The 22369-nt window shown below is 49.3% G+C and carries 21 protein-coding genes; 7 read left to right on the top strand and 14 right to left on the bottom strand.

The features are described from left to right. From KGF70_RS13360 to KGF70_RS13335, 6 genes are all read right to left on the bottom strand, one after another. Positions 1-895, bottom strand: an 895-nt coding sequence (locus KGF70_RS13360; protein WP_216769048.1) for a KxYKxGKxW signal peptide domain-containing protein, incomplete at its 3' end; no start/stop codon positions are given. Between the two features lie 658 nt (positions 896-1553). Further along, positions 1554-1865, bottom strand: a complete 312-nt coding sequence (locus tag KGF70_RS13355) for a DNA-binding transcriptional regulator (RefSeq protein WP_216769049.1) — start codon at positions 1863-1865, stop codon at positions 1554-1556. 211 nt (positions 1866-2076) lie between these two features. Further along, on the bottom strand, positions 2077-3018 hold the full coding sequence (locus KGF70_RS13350; RefSeq protein WP_216769050.1) for a metal ABC transporter solute-binding protein, Zn/Mn family: 942 nt from the start codon (positions 3016-3018) through the stop codon (positions 2077-2079). Then, the gene (locus KGF70_RS13345) at positions 3015-3887 is read right to left on the bottom strand and encodes a metal ABC transporter permease (protein ID WP_216769051.1); all 873 of its coding nucleotides are present in this window, start codon (positions 3885-3887) and stop codon (positions 3015-3017) included. The genes KGF70_RS13350 and KGF70_RS13345 overlap by 4 nt, the downstream gene beginning before the upstream one ends. After that, a complete protein-coding gene (locus KGF70_RS13340; protein WP_050338949.1) occupies positions 3887-4624 on the bottom strand; it encodes a metal ABC transporter ATP-binding protein in 738 nt (245 codons plus the stop codon). The genes KGF70_RS13345 and KGF70_RS13340 overlap by 1 nt, the downstream gene beginning before the upstream one ends. A 296-nt stretch (positions 4625-4920) precedes the next feature. After that, positions 4921-5763 carry a triphosphoribosyl-dephospho-CoA synthase gene (locus KGF70_RS13335; RefSeq protein ID WP_216769052.1) on the bottom strand — a complete coding sequence of 281 codons (843 nt, stop codon included), beginning with the start codon at positions 5761-5763 and terminating at the stop codon, positions 4921-4923. Positions 5764-6067: 304 nt separating this feature from the next. Between KGF70_RS13335 and KGF70_RS13330 the strand changes: the two genes are divergently transcribed. From KGF70_RS13330 to KGF70_RS13310, 5 genes are all read left to right on the top strand, one after another. Beyond that, positions 6068-7084 carry an AraC family transcriptional regulator gene (locus KGF70_RS13330; RefSeq protein ID WP_216769054.1) on the top strand — a complete coding sequence of 339 codons (1017 nt, stop codon included), beginning with the start codon at positions 6068-6070 and terminating at the stop codon, positions 7082-7084. A 258-nt stretch (positions 7085-7342) separates the two neighbouring features. Then, entirely contained in the window at positions 7343-8275 is a 933-nt protein-coding gene (ttdA, locus tag KGF70_RS13325; protein ID WP_050338952.1) for a L(+)-tartrate dehydratase subunit alpha, read from the top strand. Further along, on the top strand, positions 8272-8883 hold the full coding sequence (ttdB, locus tag KGF70_RS13320; protein ID WP_216769056.1) for a L(+)-tartrate dehydratase subunit beta: 612 nt from the start codon (positions 8272-8274) through the stop codon (positions 8881-8883). The genes ttdA and ttdB overlap by 4 nt, the downstream gene beginning before the upstream one ends. A 69-nt stretch (positions 8884-8952) precedes the next feature. After that, positions 8953-9273 (top strand): metal-sulfur cluster assembly factor, encoded by a 321-nt coding sequence (locus KGF70_RS13315; RefSeq protein ID WP_122211450.1) that lies wholly within the window; start codon positions 8953-8955, stop codon positions 9271-9273. 153 nt (positions 9274-9426) lie between these two features. Then, on the top strand, positions 9427-10848 hold the full coding sequence (locus tag KGF70_RS13310; protein ID WP_216769058.1) for a DASS family sodium-coupled anion symporter: 1422 nt from the start codon (positions 9427-9429) through the stop codon (positions 10846-10848). 267 nt (positions 10849-11115) lie between these two features. Here KGF70_RS13310 and aroB read toward each other — a convergent pair whose 3' ends face one another. The 5 genes from aroB to KGF70_RS13285 form a co-directional block, all read right to left on the bottom strand. Next, positions 11116-12222: a 3-dehydroquinate synthase gene (gene aroB / locus KGF70_RS13305; RefSeq protein ID WP_216769060.1), complete on the bottom strand. Its 1107-nt coding sequence runs from the start codon at positions 12220-12222 to the stop codon at positions 11116-11118. An 8-nt stretch (positions 12223-12230) separates the two neighbouring features. Next, positions 12231-13226, bottom strand: coding sequence for a 3-deoxy-7-phosphoheptulonate synthase (aroF, locus tag KGF70_RS13300; protein WP_216769062.1), 996 nt, complete (start codon positions 13224-13226; stop codon positions 12231-12233). Positions 13227-13264: 38 nt separating this feature from the next. Further along, positions 13265-14158: a shikimate dehydrogenase gene (locus KGF70_RS13295; protein WP_216769064.1), complete on the bottom strand. Its 894-nt coding sequence runs from the start codon at positions 14156-14158 to the stop codon at positions 13265-13267. Positions 14159-14173: 15 nt separating this feature from the next. Next, the gene (tkt, locus tag KGF70_RS13290) at positions 14174-16186 is read right to left on the bottom strand and encodes a transketolase (RefSeq protein WP_216769066.1); all 2013 of its coding nucleotides are present in this window, start codon (positions 16184-16186) and stop codon (positions 14174-14176) included. Between the two features lie 914 nt (positions 16187-17100). Further along, positions 17101-18201, bottom strand: a complete 1101-nt coding sequence (locus tag KGF70_RS13285; protein WP_216769067.1) for an Ldh family oxidoreductase — start codon at positions 18199-18201, stop codon at positions 17101-17103. A gap of 262 nt (positions 18202-18463) precedes the next feature. Here KGF70_RS13285 and KGF70_RS13280 point away from each other — a divergent pair, with 262 nt between their 5' ends. Further along, a complete protein-coding gene (locus KGF70_RS13280) occupies positions 18464-19570 on the top strand; it encodes a hypothetical protein (RefSeq protein WP_216769068.1) in 1107 nt (368 codons plus the stop codon). A gap of 178 nt (positions 19571-19748) precedes the next feature. Further along, entirely contained in the window at positions 19749-20618 is an 870-nt protein-coding gene (locus tag KGF70_RS13275) for a DegV family protein (protein WP_216769069.1), read from the top strand. Positions 20619-20836: 218 nt separating this feature from the next. Here the strand turns inward: KGF70_RS13275 and KGF70_RS13270 are convergent, their stop codons facing one another. From KGF70_RS13270 to KGF70_RS17390, 3 genes are all read right to left on the bottom strand, one after another. After that, positions 20837-20995 (bottom strand): hypothetical protein, encoded by a 159-nt coding sequence (locus tag KGF70_RS13270; protein ID WP_088769875.1) that lies wholly within the window; start codon positions 20993-20995, stop codon positions 20837-20839. Further along, positions 20988-21659 carry a zeta toxin family protein gene (locus KGF70_RS13265; RefSeq protein WP_216769070.1) on the bottom strand — a complete coding sequence of 224 codons (672 nt, stop codon included), beginning with the start codon at positions 21657-21659 and terminating at the stop codon, positions 20988-20990. The genes KGF70_RS13270 and KGF70_RS13265 overlap by 8 nt, the downstream gene beginning before the upstream one ends. A gap of 209 nt (positions 21660-21868) precedes the next feature. Continuing rightward, positions 21869-22318, bottom strand: coding sequence for a type II toxin-antitoxin system Phd/YefM family antitoxin (locus tag KGF70_RS17390; RefSeq protein WP_253955623.1), 450 nt, complete (start codon positions 22316-22318; stop codon positions 21869-21871). Positions 22319-22369 lie beyond the last annotated feature (51 nt).

Raw genomic sequence — 22369 nt, 5'->3', positions numbered from 1 at the left:
ATGCTTTGATGGTATTGACCGTCAGTTTGTCTTGAGCCGTTAATCCAAGGCCGCTACGAACAGCGGTCAACAAATTGGCATCAGCAAATTGAGAGCTAACATCCTCATCATCGACATCGGTCGCAGCTGCGATGGTTGGCGTCGTGGTTTCTGATTGTTTGACAGTCGATGTGGCATTGCTGTCCGTTGTAGTTGAATTGGTGGCTGATTCGGTTGACTGGTTCGGCTGCTCAGCGGTATTATTCGCTGACGTTTTCGTAGTTAGCTTAGTGCTCGTATCTGATACTGTTTCCGTAGTCTGCTTCGTGTTCGATGTCGTGCCCGTTGTTTGCTTAGTGCTTGTGGCCGATGTCGTTTTAGTGGTTTGAGTAGCCTTTGTATTCTGTGCCTGCCCCACCGCTTGTTCAGTGCTCGTGGCAGATGTTGTTCCCGTTGTTTGTTCAGTGTTCGAGTTAGACGCTGCAGCCGTCGTTTGGTCAGCTACAGCAGTTGTCTGCGTTACACTAGTCTGCTGATTTGATTGTTCAGCTGTTGCCGACGTTGACTGAGTTTTTGCAGCCACGGCCTCAGCATTTTGAGTTGTATTAGCTTTCTGCCCGGTATTTTCAGCAGTCGTAGTGACTTGAGTGATCGACTGATTTTCGGTTTCATCCGTCGCGGATGATTTCGTCGTCACGGCCGTATTATTTGCTGAACCTTTCAAAGCCACGGTGTTACCAATGCTTGTTGATGTGGCAGACACGCTAGTTTGAGCCGCTGTCACAGCATCATTCGTATCTGCGTGTCCAATCATCGGACTTACCCCAGCGCCAAAAACCATGATCCCTGCTACAACCCAAAAGCGTCCACTTTTGTACATCTTATAATACCGTTTTTGTTCCTGTAATCGTTGCATTCTTGCACTACCCCCCGAGTAATTACCAAATCCGAAGCAACCAACAACTGTTCGTCAAGCTCCTAAACCCCTCCTCAATAGGAAAACGCTGACAGGCAATTATCATGACATTTGATAACAATATTAATGAAGCAGAAACATTGTTATCGTGTTTAACTATCTATGTACTACTATTACAGATTTTATATATTTAAGCAAGGATAATTGTATGCTTCTATAAACAAAATTAAAGCGCTGTCACAATTTTCGTCTCGAATATTAGGCGCTACCACCATAAGACTATCTAGTTTCAATGGCGCTGGCTGCCGTGTTGTGCGCGTTTAGCATCCGTAATTTGATATTAATAAATTGATAAAAAATCGGGAATCAATATTGAAATAGCAGTTTGTTAACCTTCTTCATTAATCGGCAACACGCCTTAATAAACGGGATTGGTAAACAGCCTCTGATGCATCTCCTTGCGTATCATTATTTCAGTGTTCTTCTGAGTGCATGCTTGTTTAATATCAGTTGTCTCGTCCCACACATGTCATGTGAGTTGTGGCTTGGATAATGCAGATGAACGGCAATTTCTGAAAACGGGACGACAAAAAAGCCTAGCAATGTAGGCAAGCCTTAAACCTCGACTTATCTACCTTGCTAGGCATATCTATCCAAGCTAATCACCAATTAATAGCTCAATAACGCTCGGGTCTTTTTGAATAACTTCTAACAACCGACAAGCGGTTCGACTAGGACGTGAACGACCAGTTTCCCATGCTTTAACCGTGCGTGGCGAGACCGCCAAGACTGCGGCTAGCAACAGTTGGCTCAAGTCAGCCGCCTTGCGAATGGCCTTGATCTCTTGGGCTGAATACTGTGGGGCCGGTTGACTACTAACCTCATGGATTGAAACATGCGAATAATCACCATCTAGGGCGGCCATCATCTGGTCAACACTGTGTTCTAAATGCGATTGATTTTCCGTCATAACAAGAACCCCTTCCGTTGTAACTGTTGAGCGAATTTTAGTTTAACCTGTTCAGCTTGAGCTAGTGACACTTGATCATACTTCCCGTAAATCCCAAAAATACCCCTATCAAAGGTAGACAAACTTTAATTGTTAGCCTATCACCCTCGGTAGGAGTATTCCTTGTATGATTAATGATTAATTAGTAGTACTGTCCTCACCGCCGTTGTACTTACGACCGAGTCAGTCCAGCATGAATCCTATCTAGGTTCCACTTCAACATCGAATAATACGTATCGCCTGGTTTACCCTCAGCGGCCAATGAATCGGTAAAAATCGTGCTGGCAACTGGGATTCCAGTCTCCTGCGACAGTTTATTCATTGATTTCGGTGAGACCGAAGATTCGACGAATAAACTCCGAACCTGGGTCCCTTCAATCTTCTTCAAAGCTGTTCGCATTTGGGCTGGTGTTCCCTGTGATTCCGTGTTCACTTCCCAAATATAGGCAGCGGGCACATGGTAGGCCGCTGAGAAATATTTGAATGCACCTTCTGAAGTGACCAACAACCGTTGGGAAGCCGGGATTTGTTTGAACTTCGTCTGTGCGGTTTCGTGTAAACGTGTCAGCTTAGCCACGTAACGGTCCGTATTTTTTTGATACTGAGCGGCATGTTTAGGATCCTTGGCTTGCAAGGTCCGATTAATATTCTTCACATACTGAATCCCATTGGCGAGATCCAACCAAGCGTGAGGGTCCGGTTCGTTCACGTTCGTCGTCAAATGCTTCACTTTGATGCCTTTACTTGCCGCAAAGACGTCGTGGTCAAAATCTTTCTTCGAAGACGTCACTAACTTCTTAAACCAACCGTTCCCACCGGTTTCCAAATTCAAACCGTTGTAGAAAATCACATCGGCTTCCGCAGTCGCCGCAATATCGGTTGGACGTGGTTCATACTCATGCGGGTCCGTTCCCCGCTTGACAATACTATAGTTCTGAACGTACTGGCCACCGACATTTTTGACCATATCATCTAAGATTGAGTTGGTGCTGACGACTCGGAGCTTGGTACTCGTCGTCGTTGCACGGGCATTTTGTTGGCGTTGGTTCAAGAAAAATGCCATTCCAGTAATCATTGCAATCACACCCACGAGGGCAATTAATTTCGTCTTCATGCAGTTACCCACCGCGCTGCGGCTTGCCCTTTCCATAACGTTGGCAAGAGTGCTTGCTTTGGTGACACAATGAATGAGATGCCAAAGAAGATTGCGGCCACTAACACGATTGCAGGACCCGATGCCCAGTTAAAGGTGTAGCTGAGGTACAGCCCAACTACTGAAGATAAGACCCCAATCAAGGCGGACAAACCTAACATGATTGCTAAGCGTTCTGTCCATAGAAAGGCGGTTGCCGCCGGTGTAATCAACATGGCGACCACTAGAATAATCCCAACCGTTTGCAATGCCGAGACCGTCACTAATGTTAAGACGAGCATTAAGGCGTAGTGCAGCAGTTGCACTTTCAAGCCGTACGTCTTAGCGAAAGTCGGGTCAAAGGACGTAATCAAGAGTTCTTTATAGAAGAAGACAACGAATAAAATCACTAAGCCTAATACGACCGTCGTTGTCATCATATCAGTATCACTAACAGCTAAAATATTACCAAACAGAATGTGGTGTAAGTTAGTTGAACTTTCAGCTAACGAGATCAAAATGAACCCCAGTGCATAAAAGGCACTAAAGACGATCCCAATCGACGTATCCGTCTTAATCTTACTGCGACTCGCGACAAAGCCAATCAGTCCTGCGGCAAGAATTCCGAAGACGGAGGCCCCAATCATCACGTTGATGCCTAGCATGTAGGCAACGGCCACTCCAGGTAGCACGGCATGTGAGATGGCATCCCCCATCATCGACATGCCGCGTAAGATAATAAAACTTCCAATGATTCCAGACATGACACCAACCATGATGGCGGTAATCAGGGCGCTTTGCAGGAAATCATACTTCCCTAACGCCGCAATAAAAGTTGTAATTGATTGCATTATTGTTGACCCTCCTTCGTAAACAGTACGGCCGAAAGATCAGCGCTAAACGTGCGTTCAATATTGGCAGGTGTGTAAACGTCATCCACGGGACCATAATCAACGATGCCGTGATTCAAGATGACCAAGTCATCAAAGTAGCGTGAGACTTTGTTTAAATCATGATGGACGACAATGATCATCTTGCCAGCGTCACGCCACTGGTGCAAGATCGTCATGATAGCCGTCTCACTCTGTAAATCAATGCCAACAAACGGTTCATCCAAAATAATAATATCTGCTTCTTGGACGAGGGCACGCGCAACGAACACCCGTTGCAACTGTCCCCCTGACAATTGGCTGATTTGGCGGTCCGCTAAATCAGTCAGAGCTAGCTGTTCAAGGGCAGCTTGGCACCGAGCGCGGTCAGCCTTGCTCGGTTCTCTAAAGAGGCCCAGTTTGCCATAGGTCCCGGTCAAAACGACATCAAAAACATTGATTGGGAAAGTTAAATCGAGATCCTTACGTTGTTCAACGTAGGCAATCTGTTTTTGAAATTGTTTTAGCGCACGACCTTGATATTCGACGGTTCCAGATTGGGACTTGATCAAGCCTAACATGGCTTTGATCATTGTTGATTTGCCCGCACCGTTGGGACCAATGATTCCAGTAATTTTGCCGGCGTTAAAGTTAACGGCAACATCAGTAAAGACTGGTGTGTCACTGTATGCCACGGTGAGGTTTTGTACTTTTAGCATCAAATTTCCTCCGTTCATCGCGGTAGTCGGTTTTCTACATCGTCATAAGCATACCTGATAATTAACCGTAATGCAAACAATTGTTAGGTACGGTTAACTTTTTAATATTTAGCATTAAATTTTTCGTAATTGCAATTCTATGTTAGTGATAACAACTAGGTCTATCGTGGCTGGCTCTAGCCCACATCCGCATGAATCGCCCACTCCACTTTAACAATCAACAGCCGCCAAAAATCCACTCACATAAATATTGAATATTAAAAAAGCGTCATCGCCAACCGCAATGACACTCATGATTATGCTAATATTCCAGCCTCAAGTCCCAGAAAAATCGTCAGGATCAGTAAGTCAGCTGACCCACCAAGACTATAATTATGCGCCAGAAATTCCTGATTGAGATCCCGTAAGAAAGCCATTCCGGCTGACGTTTGGCTACCACCCAATTCAAAATACTTAGCAGCCTGCGCATGCGCCCAATCAACGACATGCGAATCATTGGCTCGTTTGACCAAATTCGTATCGACCGTGGCCTGAACGATGGCCATCAGCGTATCTAACAACCGCTGATTGATGGTGCCCTGGCTTCGCTTGAGGGCCGGCAACGCCACCTGCATGACTGTCGGGTAACCGGCTTCCGCCTCGCCACGAATCCCTTTGATGCCGTATGTCAAATACTGCCGTTCTCCCGCTGTCAACGCCGATGGGTCCTTGTCAGCTAACCCACTAAAGTCGTTAGCCGTCAGCCCCGTTAACATCGCTTGGACAATGGACGCCAATGACTTTGCGGGCTGTTGTTGCTGATAAGCAGCGGCTGTCACCAACACGCCCAGTGAAAATACGGCGCCTTTATGGGTATTGACACCATGCGTCGCCGTAAACATCGTCCGCTCAGCTTCAATGCCAACGGTCCGAATCTGCTGAAACAAACCAGTCAGGTCGGCATCGGTATAAGTCGCGCCAGCACTTGCACAAGCCTTAAAATAAGGTTCCAGGCTCAGGGCACTATCGATGAACATAAATGCGTTCATATCAGGATGTGGCCCCGCCGACACGGGATCGACTAAGCCCGGCTTCGGGTTAACCGTCACTTCATACAATAAGGCACGCAAGGCGTGATTGACAATTTGTTGTTGCGTCACAATTTTCCCACCATTCCATCACTAATTCATTGTGATTTCAAAATCTGATTGGCCAAACGCACCGTCACACTAACATTGCTAGTTTGCGCCAGTAACCTCGGTAACGACGCTCAGCCATTGTTCAGTCGGCTTTTTATCTCGGCCAACTTTGCCCGCTAAAATCCAGCGTATCTCTATCATAACGTACGATGGGCCATTGATACCAGTTCCTTTTCTGATGACACTGTTCAAATCTGCTCAAAACATGTAAGCTAAAGTAAACGGATTCATGATTTTATCCAATGATCCTCGGAGGTGATTTTTAATGCTATCCAACCAACACTTTCAATCAACACCCGCGGTAAACTTCGACTTGCTCGCCTATACGATTGGTAGTTACCACTATAATTGGCATCCGCAAATCGAATTATTCTGGCTCCTGCAAGGCCACGTGGAAGTCAACGTTGACGGCCACCGGTATGATTTAAAAGCCAACGACTTAATCTTAATCAACGCCAACTGTGGTCACGCCACGTTTGCCCTGAAGCCAGAATGTCTGGCGCTACGCTTACATATCGCCCCTGCATTCTACACCAGCCAAGGACTCGACTTATCACACGGGGCGTTTCATCTAAACAGCGTGACGACACCGCAACATCGTGATTACCAGACCATCCGGCAAATTCTGGCACAGCTCTATACCGGACTGCATCAATCAAATTGGTCCGCATTCGAGCTAAACGCAGCCTATTTCCAGCTGACCAACTTGTTACATCATGACTTTTTTGACACTCAGGCAACGATTGCCTATCCGCAGCCGAAAAAGCAAAGCTCACTCAGCCGGGTCATCGACAACCTCAATCAGCACTACGATCAGCCCGTCACGCTCGAATCGGCAGCCACCATCAGTCACTACTCCACGGCCTATTTGTCCCGTATTTTTAAAGCTGAACTCGGCATCAATTTTTACGAGTACCTGACGCGTTGCCGCTTGCAACATGCAATTGCCGACTTGGAAGATTCTAATCGAAAAATTGCAGACGTTGCACTCAAAAATGGGTTCCAGGAGGTCAAGTCATTTAATTTGATGTTCAAACGGCATTTCGGTCAGACGCCTTCGAACTACCGCGAGCACCTGTCAAATGGGCCGCGTTCAGCATTCAAACAACCACTGACGCCCACGCAAACCGCCTGGGTCCAAGCACAGATGACGCACTGGGCGCAACTGGCAACGGTCGACCAACTGAGTGCCTGTGAGAACTGTGCTTACAAATTGCACTTTGAAGAATACCAAGCACTCAAAACTAAGGTCGCACAATTAAAAAATCTGCTCAATCAATAATTGATGGCATAACAATTTTTGTGATAATGATTGGTCACACTTGGCGGTTTGAAATATGAATTTATTGCTCAGTACCAGTCTAATTCAGCATTTACAACTGAATTAGACTGGTACTTTTTTGTCATACCACATGCCAAATTTGATTGATTGCGTGGTTTTTCACAACACCTCGTGCCATCGAAGTCATCATCTAGCGGTTAGTCTGCGTGCCCAGGGTTGCCTACAATGAAGCTGTAAATTGATAGGAGGAAATCAATCATGGATACAATGACTTACGACTATACCGAACCCACACTATCGACCAAGGGGCAGCGGATGCGTGACATCTTGGCCGACTACATTGCCCTCATCAGTCACCGTTTACCCGATGACGTGACGGCTAAACTCGAAGAACTCAGCAAAATTGAAGTCGATCCCTTACAAAAGCTCGTTTACGATACGATGATGGAAAATCAGTTACTCGCCAACAAGCTGCAGCGACCGAGCTGTCAAGATACGGGGGCGTTACAATTCTTCATCAAATGTGGTGCCCAATTCCCGTTACTCGGAGAATTGAACCAGATTTTAAAGGATGCCGTTTATCGTGGCACGAAGAAGGCCCCGTTGCGGCACAACGCCGTTCAAACGTTCGACGAATACAATACTGGCATGAATATTGGTGACGGTATCCCGTCGATTTTCTTACAAGTCGACGGCAACGGTACGGACATTTCAATGTACGTTTACATGGCCGGTGGTGGTTGTACCCTGCCTGGCGCGGCCAAAGTGCTGATGCCTGGTGAAGGCTACGAAGGCGTCGTTCGGTTTGTCATGGATCGCATGACGAGCTACGGTATCAATGCTTGCCCACCACTACTCGTCGGCGTCGGCGTGGCAACCTCCGTTGAGACTGCCGCGTTGAATTCCAAACTCGCTTTGATGCGCCGCGTCGATAGTGAGAATCCCAATGCGAACGCCGCTAAGTTGGAACACCTCTTGGAAGACGGTATCAACCACATTGGTCTCGGACCACAAGGCTTTGGTGGTCAAAAATCGGTCATGGGCGTTAACGTTGAAAATACGGCCCGGCATCCATCAACGATCGGCGTCGCCGTCAGCACTGGTTGCTGGTCCCATCGACGCGGTCTCATTAACTTTGACCAAGATTTGAATTACGAATTACCACTGAACAAAGGAGTCGAATTATCATGAAAACTTACCATTTAACCACGCCCATCTCAGATGACGACATCAAAGACATTCGAATCGGCGACATCGTGTACCTGACTGGTTCACTCACAACTTGTCGGGACGTCGCGCATCGTCGGTTAGTCGAAGAACACCGGCCGTTACCCGTCAACGTTACTGACCGGGCCATTTTACACGCTGGTCCAATCATCAAGGATCTCGGCGACGGCCACTATCAGATGGTAGCGGTCGGTCCAACCACGAGTATGCGAATGGAAAAATTCGAAGAAGCCTTTGTCAAGGAAACCCACGTTAAGTTGATCGTTGGTAAGGGTGGGATGGGCCCCGGGACAGAACGCGCCTGCAAAAAATATCACGCCCTCCATCTGGTTTATCCCGCAGGTAACGCGGTATACGCGGCGCTGCATGTTGAAAAAATCGTTGATGCACAGTGGAAGGACCTCGGCATGCCCGAAACACTCTGGGCTTGTGAAGTTAAAGACTTTGGCCCGCTGATCGTCTCGATCGATACGAACGGTGACAACTTATTTGAGAAGAACAAAGTCATTTTTAATGAACGCAAGGAAGCCGAAATCAAGAAAATCAACGAACAAGTCAAATTTATCCAATAAGGATTGCGCCCCCGTCACAGCGGCTGCCATCGCCGTGCCGGGGGCGTCATTCAAAGGAGGTCATTTCTCATGATTAAGACAGAGCCATCCTTTAAGGAAGCGGCGTTAACCGCCTTGCGAACCGTCATCGACCCTGAACTCGGCGTTAACATTGTCGACCTGGGGTTAATTTACGACGTTGCTTATGACGCCGACCTTCAACTGTGCACGGTCACAATGACGCTCACCATTATGGGCTGCCCATTGACGGGCTACCTGGACGACCACATCAAGGCAGCACTAAGCGCGTTGAATGATGTTGACCAGGTGCTCATTAATCTTGTCTGGGAACCCGCATGGTCAGTCGCCAAGATGTCACGGGCCGCCAAGCTAGAACTCGGTTTACACTGACATGTCTACTCTGAGACTGATTGGCTAGTTGAACATTCAGAGATGACCAAACAACTGGTAAGTATGCCAGTTGTGATTGATACCCCACAGCCTGACCGAGCCAGTTCAGACTAGCGTACCTCAGCTGAAGTTAATTGAAAGGCGGTTTTACGTATGTCACATTTGAATCCAGTCAACTATCGAAAACTCATTTGGCCGCTCAGTTGTGGCCTGATACTTTGGCTGGCTGCCCCGCTGCGTCCAAGTGATTTGAGTTTGCTCGGATGGCAAATGTTGGCAATCTTTGTCAGTACGATTATCGGGTGTATTACCCAGCCGTTGCCCATCGCTGGGGTAGCAATCATCGGCTTGACCTGTTGTGTGCTATTGGGCGTCACGCCGATTGATACCGCGATTGCAGGATTTGGTGATAGTACGGTCTGGATGATCGCGATGGCCTACTTTTTATCTTGCGGCTTTGTCAAAACGGGGCTGGGTCGGCGAGTCGCGTTAGTGTTCGTCAAATGCTTCGGCAAACGAACCCTCGGACTGGCCTACGCACTAATTGGCGTGGATTTAGTCACGAGTCCCGCGACACCAAGTAACACGGCGCGTGCTGGCGGTATCGTCTTTCCGATTATCGAATCGCTAGCCAAAGCGTACGGTTCTGACCCGCAACAAGGGACCCAGCGCAAAATCGGCGCGTTTCTCATGATGACCGCCTTTCATGGCAACATCACAACCAGTGGCCTATTCATGACAGCCATGGCGCCCAACCTAGTCGCAGTTGCTCTAGCGGCTGCTCTGCACGTTCAAATTACTTGGACTGGCTGGCTACTGGCCGCCCTATTGCCCGGTCTCATCAGTCTGATTTGTGTTCCTGCTATCATTTACAAACTTTATCCACCTGAAATCAAAGATACGCCGAACGCCCAGTCCTGGGCCCATCAAGAATTAACTAAAATGGGACCGATGCGGTTACCGGAAAAATTCATGGCGTTGATTTTTGGCTTGGCGCTCATCCTCTGGATCCTCGCCAGTTTGATTGGTCTGGATGCGACTCTGGTGGCGTTTATCGCCGTGTCCCTCCTCTTAATTACCGGGGTCCTCAGCGTTAGTGACTTGCTGCACGAAACTGGTGCTTGGAACACCCTGGTCTGGTTCTCAATTTTGATTTTCATGGCCGGACAGCTCAACCATCTCGGCTTTATCCCGTGGTTATCGGACGCCATTGGACAGGCCTTGCACGGCGTCAACTGGATGTGGGTCATGGCAGCGTTAATGCTGGTCTACTTCTACACCCATTACCTGTTTGCCGGCGCAACTGCCCACGTCTCAGCCATGTACGCTGCATTCTTAGGTGTTGCGATCTCAGCTGGCGCACCGCCAATGTTAGCGGCCCTGTTACTCGGCTTTGATGGTGCGATTTTCAGTTCAACGACCCACTATGCCAACGGTCCCGCATCCATCATGTTTGGCCCGGGCTACGTCACTCAAGCAACTTGGTGGCGCTTGAATTTCATCTTGGGTGGCTTTTACTTACTCGTTTGGGGTGTCGGCGGAACCCTCTGGATGCACGTGCTGGGATACTGGTAAATTGTCATGCTGTGCCCAAATTAGTGCTGGCAAAACATGGGCCAGCCAATACAAAAACTCGGTCAGCAATGCTGAACCGAGTTTTTTGTGCTTGCGCGTAGGACACCTGGTGCGCTTTATTATTTCGTATTAGGCTTGATTCAATCCGGGCTCATGGCATCTACCAACATCATCTTTAAGTGTTAGCGTGAGTGCACGCTTCGTACAGAAACCTGAACGTTCAATTTTCTGTACGACTCAATCACGCACCTATCAGTCATCTTGACGTCAGTTGTCAGTCGCCCCCGCCACCTCTGTCGGTAACTGCCACAAGGGCGCCACCCAGGCGGGAAGTTCTGCGACAGGTACCGGTGCTAATTTGGGCTTACCGATTGCATCCAAGTAGACCCAGGTTAACGCGTCGTGATGAATTTTTTTATCATGGTGCATCGCTGCCACCACCTCAGCGGATGCAATGGCTGGTAGCTTGGTTGGTAAGCCGACCGCGCTCAACCGGGCAGCAATCGTTTCTGCCAACTCAGCAGGTGCCAAGCCGTGCATGGCGAACAGCCGGCTGACTTGAACGAGACCAATTGCCACCGCTTCACCGTGCATCAAACGACCGTGTGCTAGTAGCTCGAGGGCGTGACCAATCGTGTGACCAAAGTTCAAGAGCTGACGCTGACCTTGCTCGTGTTCATCCGCCATCACGATTTGAGCTTTAAACGCCACGCTGGCCGCAATCAACGCTGGTGCCGCTGGTAAAATGGCGGTGACATCGGTAATCGGTTGTAATAGTGACCAGAAGTCGCCACCGACCAATGCAGCACACTTGACGATTTCCCCGTATCCCTCCGCCAACATCCGCTCTGGCAGCGTTTTTAGCGTGTCAGGATCAATGACGACGAGGTCTGGCTGATAAAAACTACCAACTAAATTTTTACCCGTTGGCAGGTCGATTGCGGTCTTGCCACCGACCGAACTGTCGACCTGTGCTAACAAGGAGGTCGGCACTTGGATCAGGCCGATGCCCCGCATATAGGTCGCCGCGACAAATCCGGCCAGGTCACCCACGACACCACCGCCGAGTGCCAATACCCCATCACTGCGCGTAAAATGGGCGCGACTCAGCTCGTCAATCAGTCGTTCAACTTGTGCCCAACTTTTACTCTGCTCGCCAGCGGGCACCGTCAGCACGTGCACCTGAAACCCGGCCGCCTTCAGTGCCGTGACCACTGGTTGGGCGTAATGCGGATGCACGTTCGTATCCGTGACAACGGCCACTTGACCGGGTTGCCAGACTGTTTTGACCAGGTCGCCGAGCTGTGATAGGGCGCCGGTTCCAATTTTGATGGCATAAGATTTGGTTTTAGTGGTAACGTTAATTGTTTTCATAAGCGTGCCTATGCCCAAGTCTGCATCAAATCATGCAACTGGAAGGCTTGGCGCGCCATCTTCAAGTAAGTCGCGGGCTTGAGTGCCTGAGGACCGTCCGACAAGGCCTTAGTCGGTTGGTCGTGGATTTCGACGATCATTCCACTAGCCCCCGCCGCAACCCCGGCCATGGCCATTGGCGTCACCAGCTCCCAAGTGCCGACCGCGTGACTGGGGTCGACGATAACGGGGTAGTGCGTCAGCGATTGCAAGACCGGCACGGCCCCTAAGTCAAACGTGTTGCGGGTGTACTTATTATCAAACGTCCGGATGCCCCGTTCTAAAATCATGATCTGATGATTGCCACCCGCGGCGATGTATTCAGCTGCGTTGAGAACGTCATCGATAGTCGCCGACATGCCGCGTTTTAACGCAACTGGAATCTGGGTTTGCCCCACCGCTTTGAGTAACGAGAAGTTTTGCATATTGCGGGCACCAATCTGGAAGATGTCCGTGTATTTCGCAACCATGGCAACGTGTTCATCATCCATGACTTCCGTAATCATATCGAGACCGTGCTTATCGGCAGCCGCCCGTAAGTATTGGAGCCCGGTCTCACCGAGTCCTTGGAAACTGTATGGTGAGGTCCGCGGCTTGAAGGCGCCACCCCGGACGATCGTCGCGCCACCCTGTTTGGCCACAGCGGCCATCTGATCAACGTGTTCAGCACTTTCAACTGAACAAGGGCCGGCCATCATGACGAACTGGTCACCGCCAATCACACTATGGGGCGTTTTAATAATCGTATCTTCGGGATGAAACAGGCGACTGCTTTGCACGGCAGCGGGTACATCCGTCAAAATTTCGGTACTGGCAGCTTTAACATCCGCTGGCAGTTGATCAGCCGTGATACCTTGAATCGCGATGCGCTCGTTATGCGTGAAAATCTCGTGGTCGGCGCCAAATTGGCTGACTAACTTGGCCTGCATGGCCTGGGCAGTTGCTGGTTTTAAAATAATAATCATGATAATTCCTCCAATATCAATTCTCAAATTTTGATGCGTTAAGCCCGTGCCGCAATTGGCTGGCTGGCTTGAATACTTGCTAACATATCTTGTCGGACTGCTGCGACCGGCATCGGCTTCCCCGTCCAGAACTCAAAGGCCAGGGCGCCCTGCCAAATCAACATACCGAGTCCATTATGAGTGTGACAGCCCTGTTGACGAGCCAGCCGTAGAAAAGTCGTTTCCAGTGGTTGGTAAATCACGTCATAAACCGTTTGTTGCGGTTTTAACTGACGAATTGTCTCAAGTGATAACGGGGTGCCAGTTGTTGTCATCCCGATATTCGTCGCATTAATAATCAGGTCGCTGGCCTGCGCCACTTGCTGCATCTGCTGATGGTCTTCATAAGCAACTAATTTCAACTCAACGCTGGTCGTCTGGCTTAGCTGTTCGAGCCAGCGTTTGACCGCGGAAAAGCGCTCATTGTTGCGCTTGAAGACCGTCACGCTCGCGACACCATAATCCAGTGCGGCAGCGATAATCGCCTTACCAGCCCCGCCCGCGCCGAGTACCATCACCCGTTTGCCTGTCAAATGCAGACCTTGGTGTTGTAAATCTTGAAAAACGCCTGCGCCATCCGTGCTATCACCAATCAACTTGCCATGAACGTTCTTGATCGTATTGACTGCTTGAATGCGTTGTGCGCGCGGTGTCAACTCATCCAGCAATGGGACGACGGTTTGTTTGAAGGGCATCGATAAGTTGACCCCGGCGATGCCCATGCTGCGAATTCCGGCAATCGTGCCTGCCAACTGGTCGGGGGCAACGTCAAACGCTAAGTAGCGGGCGTTGAGCCCCCAGTGATCAAAGCTCAAATTATGCATCCGCGGCGAACGACTGTGCCGTGCGGGGTGCGCGATAAAACCAAATAACGCCGTTTCTCCATCAATCATGTGACGACTTCCTTTCTAAATAACGCGTAACTGTTGTGTCGTATCAATAGGCAAACGCTGGTAGGTCTGCACGATGTCCTCAGCGGTAAACCCGTTGGCGGCCAAGACTTGCTCAGCCGCGCCACTCGCGCCAAAATGGTCGATGCCGATGACCGCACCATCCAGTCCGACATAGCGCTCCCAACCGAGAGTCGCCCCCATCTCGATAGCGACGCGCCGCCGAACTTGTGGTGGCAAGACTTGCGCTTGATACGTGGCTGATTGCCGCGCGAAATTCTCCATTGATGGCATGGAAACGACGCTGACGTCTGTGCCTTGCGCCGCCAATTTGGCTTGCGCTTGCAACGCTAAATCAACTTCGGATCCACTCGCAATCAAAATGCCCATCGGTTGCTTGCCGCGTTGTGGTGACAACACGTAACCGCCGCGGGCGACCCCGGTCATCGCTAATGACTTGGAATGCGGTAACACCGCTAAGTTTTGGCGGGTCAGAACCAGTACGGTGGGATGATTCGTCGCATTGATTGCCTGCCACCATGCAGCGACGGTTTCATTTGGATCAGCGGGTCGAATCACCGTCACATTCGGTATCAACCGCAAGCTCATCACTTGTTCGATCGGTTGATGGGTCGGTCCATCTTCACCGACCGCAATCGAATCATGGGTGAAGACGTAAGTGACGGGTAACTTCATCATCGCTGCCAGTCGAATTGCCGCACGGGTGTAATCGGAGAAGACGAGGAAAGTTCCACCAAAGACGCGTAAGCCGCCATGTAATGCCAGTCCGTTCAGAATCGTCCCCATTCCAAACTCGCGAACCCCAAAAGCCAAGTTGCGTTGTTCAGGACTCGCTGGCGTGGCTAGTTGGTCCGTTTCAATGGTCGTTTTGTTTGAACTCGCCAGGTCCGCTGCGCCACCGAGCAAGCCCGGTAACCGGTCAGCTAATTGTTGAATCACCGTATGACTGGTCATGCGTGATGCTTGCGCCCCTTCGTCAAAGGTTGGCAGGCTAGTTGCCAAGTCGACTGGCAATCCATTATGCAGCTGTTGGTCAAACTGGTGCATCATCGCAACGGGTAACTGATCTCGTTGTGCTTGCCACTGGACATGAGCAGCTTGACCGCGCCGTTGGATCAACTCGTGCGCGCGTTTGGCAACCGCTGGTAAGACGGTGAACGGGGCGGCATCCCAATTCAGCGTTGCGCGCAAACTTGCCAAACCGGCGGCGCCTAATGGATTCCCATGAACAGCGTTGGTGCCGGCTTGGGGTGCGCCGTAGCCAATCGTTGTTTTAACAGCAATTAGACTCGGGCGGGTCTCCTGCTTGGCCCGTTCGATGGCCGCGCTAATGGCGGTCAAATCATTCCCATCCGCGACCGTTTGCGTGGCCCAGCCGTAACTCTCGAAGCGTTGGTTGACATCAGTGCGAAATGAGCGGCTGGTCGGTCCATCCAGTGAGACGCTGTTATCATCGTACAGCACGATTAGCTTGCTTAACTGCTGGTTGCCGGCAAAACTGGCGGCTTCGTGTGAGACACCTTCCATCAAATCGCCATCCCCAACCAACGCGTAGGTGTAATGGTCAATCAATTGTGGCGCGTTCGCGAACTGAGCAGCTAAGTGCCGTTCTGCCAGCGCCATCCCGACTGCCATACCAAGGCCTTGTCCGAGTGGTCCGGTCGTGGCTTCCACCCCGTCAACCACTCCTAGTTCCGGATGCCCCGGCATATGACTACCAAACTGGCGAAAATGCTGCAGGTCCGCCATCGTCACCTGAAAGCCGCTCATATGTAACAAGCTGTAGAGAATCGCTGAACCATGCCCAGCCGATAAGACGAAGCGGTCACGGTTAGACCATTGTGGCTGTTGCGGATCAATGCGTAAGTGCCTGCTCCACAACGCCCATAACATTGGCGCTGCACCCAGTGGTAGTCCCGGATGCCCAGAACCAGCTCGTTCAATCATTTCTGCACTCAATACCCGTAAGTTGGCCACGGCCAGATTATCAATTTCATCAAATTTTTGCATATAATTCGCTCCTTTTGCGTGTTCAGTCGAATGTCGGTAACATATTAGGTCGAAAAAAAGGCTCACAGTTTTCACCAACTGTGAGCCTTTTGCCTCGTCCCCGGGTATCCCAATCGACACCGCGGCTAAGAAGCCGGAAAGTCACACAGTGGTTGTTCACAACACTGATATGACTTTCCATAAATTTTAATCATGTCAAAATTTACTGGTCACATCCGTTGCGAGGGCGTGCCTCGCAGCGGATGCCGAGGCACTAAGTAAACCAGTAATAATAATACGAATTCAATTGTGCATTGTTCGTAATCGTCATGATTAAAATCTCCTTAATTTCTAATGTGTATTTGATGATTTCAAATATACGGCTAACCGATAGAATTGTCAAATGATTTTTACAAACTTTTTCTATCAATCGTCAAAAATGACTGCTATCTCAATCAATTTAATCAGCAATCTGATCAATCACTATCGCTAACCAGCACCGACAAATCAACATTCTTAAAGCCGCTGCTCATGAGATGATTTTCGAAATTAACTTCCAGAATTTTTTCAAAAATAAATTTTAGGACGGCGTTTATCGATGCTCACGGGCGAATTGGTCTAAATATACCTACTCGTCAACGTCAAAGCGGCTAGTTTGCCCCCACAAATCAGTATCATACCGGGCCATTCCACCAAACAAACCGCCAGCTTCCGTCATTCATCTTAATTGAATGACTTGTCTGAGCGACTGCTCAAATCGTGCCTCCTCATTCTCGTACAACACAATCAGCGCGACGAACTCCTCCCTAATTACAGATAACCACCCACGGCAACCAAAAATAGCGTCGCCAGCATCATCATCTGATGCCGACCACACTATCGTCAGTTGATGTGACCTGAATTTCAGTCATCATAATTGCTTCAGTTACACTAGCTTAATCTTCCACGGACGCCTTGAACGCTGCAGGAACCGGCACGCCAAATTGCGCACCAACTTGCTGCATTTCCGTCAATGTCTGGGGATCGATGCTGACTCCTTGAACCAGGTTTTCATCATAATGCCGGTATTCGCGGTCACCTGGAATCATGATTTTCGTTCCTGGCAAGTGTTTCAAATGCCGAATCCGGTCAAACATAGTCGTCACGTTGGCCTTTAACACGTCTGGGTCGCCAAACAGTGCCGGGTCGATCGTCATGAAGAACTGACTGAAATCATGTTTCCCCGTATTGGTGTCCGCTGATAACGACCCCTGCGCCAGGATTCCGGTCAGTAACTCAATGATCAACGAATTACCGAAGCCCTTGTAGTTGGAGTTGACTTCATCTGGACCACCCAGTGTCAGGACGCCCCCACCAGGACGGTCTTCTGAAAAGGCAATCTTGGCTAAATTATCCTCGACCGTCTGTGCGTCGTGTAAGACGTTGCGATGCTCATCAACCGCCCAATCACCGGGAATTTGTGCACCCTTCTTAGCGAGCACTTGAATCTTCCCACTAGACACGACCGCCGTGGCCCCATCGAAAACGAATGGGTGTGGGTCAGCCGGGAAAGTAAACGCTAGGGCGTTTGAGCCTAAAAAGGCTTCTGTCGCGTTCGTCGGTACCACTAATGGACGCGTATTGGTCGTCGAAATCCCGATCAAGCCAGCTTTGCAAGCCATCCGCGAGTAATATCCCGCAGTACCAAAATGGTTTGAATTGCGAATGACGGCTAAGGAGACGCCCAGCTTCTTGGTTTTTTCAATCAATTTATTCATCGCAAAAGCGGAGGCAATCTGTCCCATGCTCTGATTGGCGTCAATCAGCAGGCTGGTCGGGGTTTCGTTCAAAATTTTCGGTTGGTGTGCCGGTTCCAACGTGTGGTCCTGAATCATCCGCGTATACCAAGCCAAGCGTTGAATCCCATGTGAGGAAATTCCCCGTAAATCCGCGTCCACTAAGGTGTCGGCTAGTAACGCCCCATCCTTAGCACTAAACTGTTGCGCTTTAAACACCGCTTCCAAAAATTGTCGTTCTGCTTCCGCACTAATTCGCATATGATGTCATCCTCCATAATTAAGGCCGCATACCAGATGAGTTATCGGTCGTTTTTATACCGACTATTATCCGGTTGTTAATTAAGAATTTCAAGAGAATATGTAAATATAATTAAATTAAAATGTGAACTGGTTTCAGTTTAGCAACTTTTTGATCTCGTCTCATCACTCATTTTGTTATTTAACTAACCTTCTGCTCACGCCCAATCTGTCCGGGTTCCCATGCTATAGTATGACTAAACAACGCTTGGGGGGCGAGGTTATGCGCAAGAATCACTATTGGGGATTAGGCTGGTTGACACTAGTTGCAATCATCACGCTAGCAGTCACGACCGCTGACGCTAGCCGGGTCCGGCCTGTTCTACCGACCCCGTTTAATCCGAGTCGCACCACGTCAACGACCGCCGTTTTTTCACCCACGGCCTTGAATCAAACGATTCAGCACTATCCAGACTTAGCACGGCTCATTTCATCCGGCTCACCGCTGTCCCCGGCTACTGCCACCGTTCAGCCCGGCTTGCAAACTACCCTGTCGCGTAACCTGCACAACGGTTCGTTAGTCACGTCTCCCAATATGATTCCACAGGGTATGACGCTCGCCGGCCGCTATCGCCTCATCACCGCGTACGACGCCACTGGCCAAACGCAATCGGTGATTTACGTTCAAGATCGTCGCACTAATCGCTTGGAAAACACGGTCCTATTACGCGGGAAACCACACGTTGGTGGCATCGCATACGACCCGCGTCACCGCCGGATCTGGCTATGCAGTCATCGTCGTAATCACGGTCTTATCGCCAGTCTGCCATTAGCCACCGTCCACCGCTTTAATCCAGTGACGATGCGGGCCGTACATTACCAACAACGCTGGCTACTGCCGAACTTATCCAACGCCTCGATGCTGACGTATCATCACCAGGCGCTGTACGTCGGCCAATTCAAATCTGGCCAGCCCACCCTGATGGCCCGTTTTCCATTAAACGTGGCTGGTCACCCGATTGCCGCAGCACCAACTGCAAATTCAAATGCACCGCACACACACCGATTGCAACGCGCTGTCAGCGACTTGCAAGGCAATTTACCTGCCAACCTCCAAGGCATCACGTTTTATCGTCAGTACGCCTTATGCTCACAATCATACGGCCAGCACGCATCAAAATTAGTGATACTCAAAATGGCCGCCGCTTCAGCAGTGCCGGCTCCGACCGTCATGGCCACGTATCGGTTACCACCGCAGCTGGAACAAATCACCGTTCACGGTCATCGGTTGCATTTGCTGTATGAAACTGGGGCCGCAGCATATCGCCAACAACAACCCGACGCCATCGACCGCGTTTTGACGATCAGTTTGTCGCGACTCCTCGACTAGCTTCAGCCGCCGTATAGCCTGTTTCGGCACGCATTGTCACTTTTCGTTTGCCACAACAGTTCGTGCACATCACCTGTGAGGCTTTCAGAAATAACCGATTCATTTTCATGATAAATCCCACACGCCACCGTAAATAAGCGTACAATGTAACGGTAAGACTATTTAAGGGAGAACGCATATGTATCAGTTATTAACAGATTCAACCGTTGATTTACCATATCAACTGCTTCAGGACAATGACGTGCACTTTGTGTCCATGAACGTCACCATTAATAACCAGGAATACGTGGATGATCTGGGACACCATTTTAATTTAGACCAGTTCTATCAACAGATCGGTAACGGCGTCATGCCCTCGACCGCCCAAATCAATATCGGCCAGTTTGTCGAATTCTTCAAACCGTACGTCCAAGCCGGAACGCCAATCCTGTACCTTGGCTTTTCATCCGGCTTGAGTGGCACGTTTAACAACGCTGAGCAAGCTAAAACGATGCTCCTACAAGACTACCCGGACGCTAAAATCTATCTGGTCGACTCCTTAGCGGCTTGTTGTGGTGAGGGGTTGATGCTCCTCGACGCCATCGACAAACGCAATGCCGGGATGCCAATTGACGAACTCGCAGCCTGGCTAACGGCTAACCGTCTGTACTATCATCAGTGGTTCACGGTCGATGATCTCAACTACCTGTATCACGGTGGGCGCGTGTCCCGGACATCGGCCACGGTCGGTTCATTACTACAAATCAAGCCGGTGATGGATGTCGATCCCCAAGGCCATTTGCGCCCAGTTCAAAAAGTGCGTTCACGGCGTCGTTCATTATCAGCCCTCGTGAAAAACACACTGGCTGATTGTCGTAATCAGGACGACCCGCGCATTATTGTCGCAACTAGCGATACCGATGATGCGGCACAAACAGTTCGTGAACAGATCCTAGCCAAACTTCCGAACGCCGAAATCATTCTCGCCAACATCGGGCCGACCATTACGAGTCACACTGGCCTGGGTTGTGTCGCCGTCTTCTCATTTGGAAAAACTAAACGTCAATAAATTAAAAATCACGTTCAGCCCGATCCAACAGTTGTGTTGGTGGGTGAACGTGATTTTTTAGTTCGGATGCAAGTGCAATGCCGTGCAGTTAGGCGACTGAGCGACGGGTGATTTCAAATGATGCAACTAGCACGCAGTCGTTTAGAATTGCGATACGGCTGAATTGTAAGACAACATAACGTTATTCATAAAATAATCGTCGTGATTATCATGCATAGCTATTCTAGTCCAGCGACTTGACGTTGCTTCTTGTTAGCCTGTTGGGCTACGTAATGAAGTACCGTTTTATATTCTTTACGCGTCGCCTGTTGGGAAAATAACGCAAAATCATGATTATATTTTGCCATAATGGCATCGACCTCTTTTTTTTCAATCATTTAAACGGGCCTCCAATTCAGTTTTGCTAAACAAGGTGGGCAGAATCAGGTCAATATTCTCAACATCTTCCACGATATCCTCAATATCATCTTGATAATTTTTCAGGATTAAAGATAATTCAATGTTGTCGCCAAACAAGCGCTTGGCTTCCGCAACATTGGTGTGAGACTTATCATAAGCGTTGATAAACCGCTCTTTAGGCACAACCCGGCCGGCTTTAATCGCGCGAGCTTTAGTGAAATCCCAGGCAACCACTGGATCTTGATTGACAAAATAGATGGTCGTGTCGTAATCATGATCTAGCGCGCGCTGAATATTCATGGTGGCACGCGAGAAAGCAAACGTCCCATCAAGGATAAACGAATAGTGTTTTTTAATCAGGCGTGTGAAACACCAGTCCACTAACCAGGCTGATCCGCGCTGAAAATCGGCAGCGTTCTGACCACTATAGCCGGGAAAATATTGCCTGAACCAATCCGCATCCAATCGCACAAGTCCGGTGCCAAGTTTCGCAAACTCTTCAGCGACTTCCGTCTTCCCCGCTCCAGGTGTTCCCGCCATAAAAATCGCTTTTTGCCGCTGATTGACTGACCTATCTTTAACGAGCATCTCCCAAAATTCCAGTTTGTGTTGTTTGGCATAGCTTAGTGATTCATCGTCCATCGGTCTGTCCCTCCTCCAAAATTAACGTCCTTAATTCATTTCAATAGTCCTATATCCTCAATAATCGCTTGTCGTCGTCACACACTGACATAACGGCCGTAGGAATTTCATACTGCCACTTTCCAGCGGTACTGGTGCGTTGGGCCCTGCGACCATGTCTGTTCATTGGTCAGAATGATTAATAATGATATTTCAAGGACGAGATTATACTATCCACCACTATGATCATTGAACTGTGCGGCGCCGCGGTTAATCTCAGCGTGCGTTTTTTCACTCGATAACAGATACATCGTTTCTTGCATGGCATCGTAATCGCGTTTTCCGATAACCACTATTGCATTCTCAGGCTGTTTCGTCGTTACCAGCAGCGAATCAGAATCATGATTAACTTGTTTCATGTAGTTACTAAGATTCCGTTGAAACTGGTTGTATGGGACCGCACGCATGACATTCACCCTTTCTCTAACTTTCATTAGACAATTGTACGTACAGGTATGCAAGCTTTTGCGAATGCAACTTGATTGTTCGCGAATAACTATAAATCGCGCAGGTTTAAACATGATGATACCCACCATGCCTAGTTGTTCCCACATGAAAAAGAACTGTGGTAAATCGTCATCAAAAGGAGGCGACGATTCCGGACGATCAAGTGCTGGCAATTACTACCATCGTGGCGCATCGTAATCACTGCAGACGCTATGCTTTTTGAT

Source organism: Lactiplantibacillus sp. 7.2.4 (assembly GCF_018991185.1).
Lineage (GTDB): Bacteria > Bacillota > Bacilli > Lactobacillales > Lactobacillaceae > Lactiplantibacillus > Lactiplantibacillus pentosus.
Note: the sequence above shows the minus strand (reverse complement) of the source record. Positions and strands in the feature narration are given on the sequence as shown.

Coding starts and splice junctions, on each gene's coding strand:
- aroF (WP_216769062.1), bottom strand. CDS start 13,226: ATGATTATTATTTTAAAACCAGCAACTGCCCAGGCCATGCAGGCCAAG.
- KGF70_RS13280 (WP_216769068.1), top strand. CDS start 18,464: ATGCGCAAGAATCACTATTGGGGATTAGGCTGGTTGACACTAGTTGCA.
- KGF70_RS13355 (WP_216769049.1), bottom strand. CDS start 1,865: ATGACGGAAAATCAATCGCATTTAGAACACAGTGTTGACCAGATGATG.
- KGF70_RS13310 (WP_216769058.1), top strand. CDS start 9,427: ATGTCACATTTGAATCCAGTCAACTATCGAAAACTCATTTGGCCGCTC.
- KGF70_RS13270 (WP_088769875.1), bottom strand. CDS start 20,995: ATGATTGAAAAAAAAGAGGTCGATGCCATTATGGCAAAATATAATCAT.
- KGF70_RS13340 (WP_050338949.1), bottom strand. CDS start 4,624: ATGCTAAAAGTACAAAACCTCACCGTGGCATACAGTGACACACCAGTC.
- KGF70_RS13330 (WP_216769054.1), top strand. CDS start 6,068: ATGCTATCCAACCAACACTTTCAATCAACACCCGCGGTAAACTTCGAC.
- KGF70_RS13275 (WP_216769069.1), top strand. CDS start 19,749: ATGTATCAGTTATTAACAGATTCAACCGTTGATTTACCATATCAACTG.
- KGF70_RS13345 (WP_216769051.1), bottom strand. CDS start 3,887: ATGCAATCAATTACAACTTTTATTGCGGCGTTAGGGAAGTATGATTTC.
- ttdB (WP_216769056.1), top strand. CDS start 8,272: ATGAAAACTTACCATTTAACCACGCCCATCTCAGATGACGACATCAAA.
- KGF70_RS13315 (WP_122211450.1), top strand. CDS start 8,953: ATGATTAAGACAGAGCCATCCTTTAAGGAAGCGGCGTTAACCGCCTTG.
- KGF70_RS13265 (WP_216769070.1), bottom strand. CDS start 21,659: ATGGACGATGAATCACTAAGCTATGCCAAACAACACAAACTGGAATTT.
- tkt (WP_216769066.1), bottom strand. CDS start 16,186: ATGCAAAAATTTGATGAAATTGATAATCTGGCCGTGGCCAACTTACGG.
- KGF70_RS13350 (WP_216769050.1), bottom strand. CDS start 3,018: ATGAAGACGAAATTAATTGCCCTCGTGGGTGTGATTGCAATGATTACT.
- KGF70_RS13295 (WP_216769064.1), bottom strand. CDS start 14,158: ATGATTGATGGAGAAACGGCGTTATTTGGTTTTATCGCGCACCCCGCA.
- KGF70_RS13285 (WP_216769067.1), bottom strand. CDS start 18,201: ATGCGAATTAGTGCGGAAGCAGAACGACAATTTTTGGAAGCGGTGTTT.
- ttdA (WP_050338952.1), top strand. CDS start 7,343: ATGGATACAATGACTTACGACTATACCGAACCCACACTATCGACCAAG.
- aroB (WP_216769060.1), bottom strand. CDS start 12,222: ATGAAAACAATTAACGTTACCACTAAAACCAAATCTTATGCCATCAAA.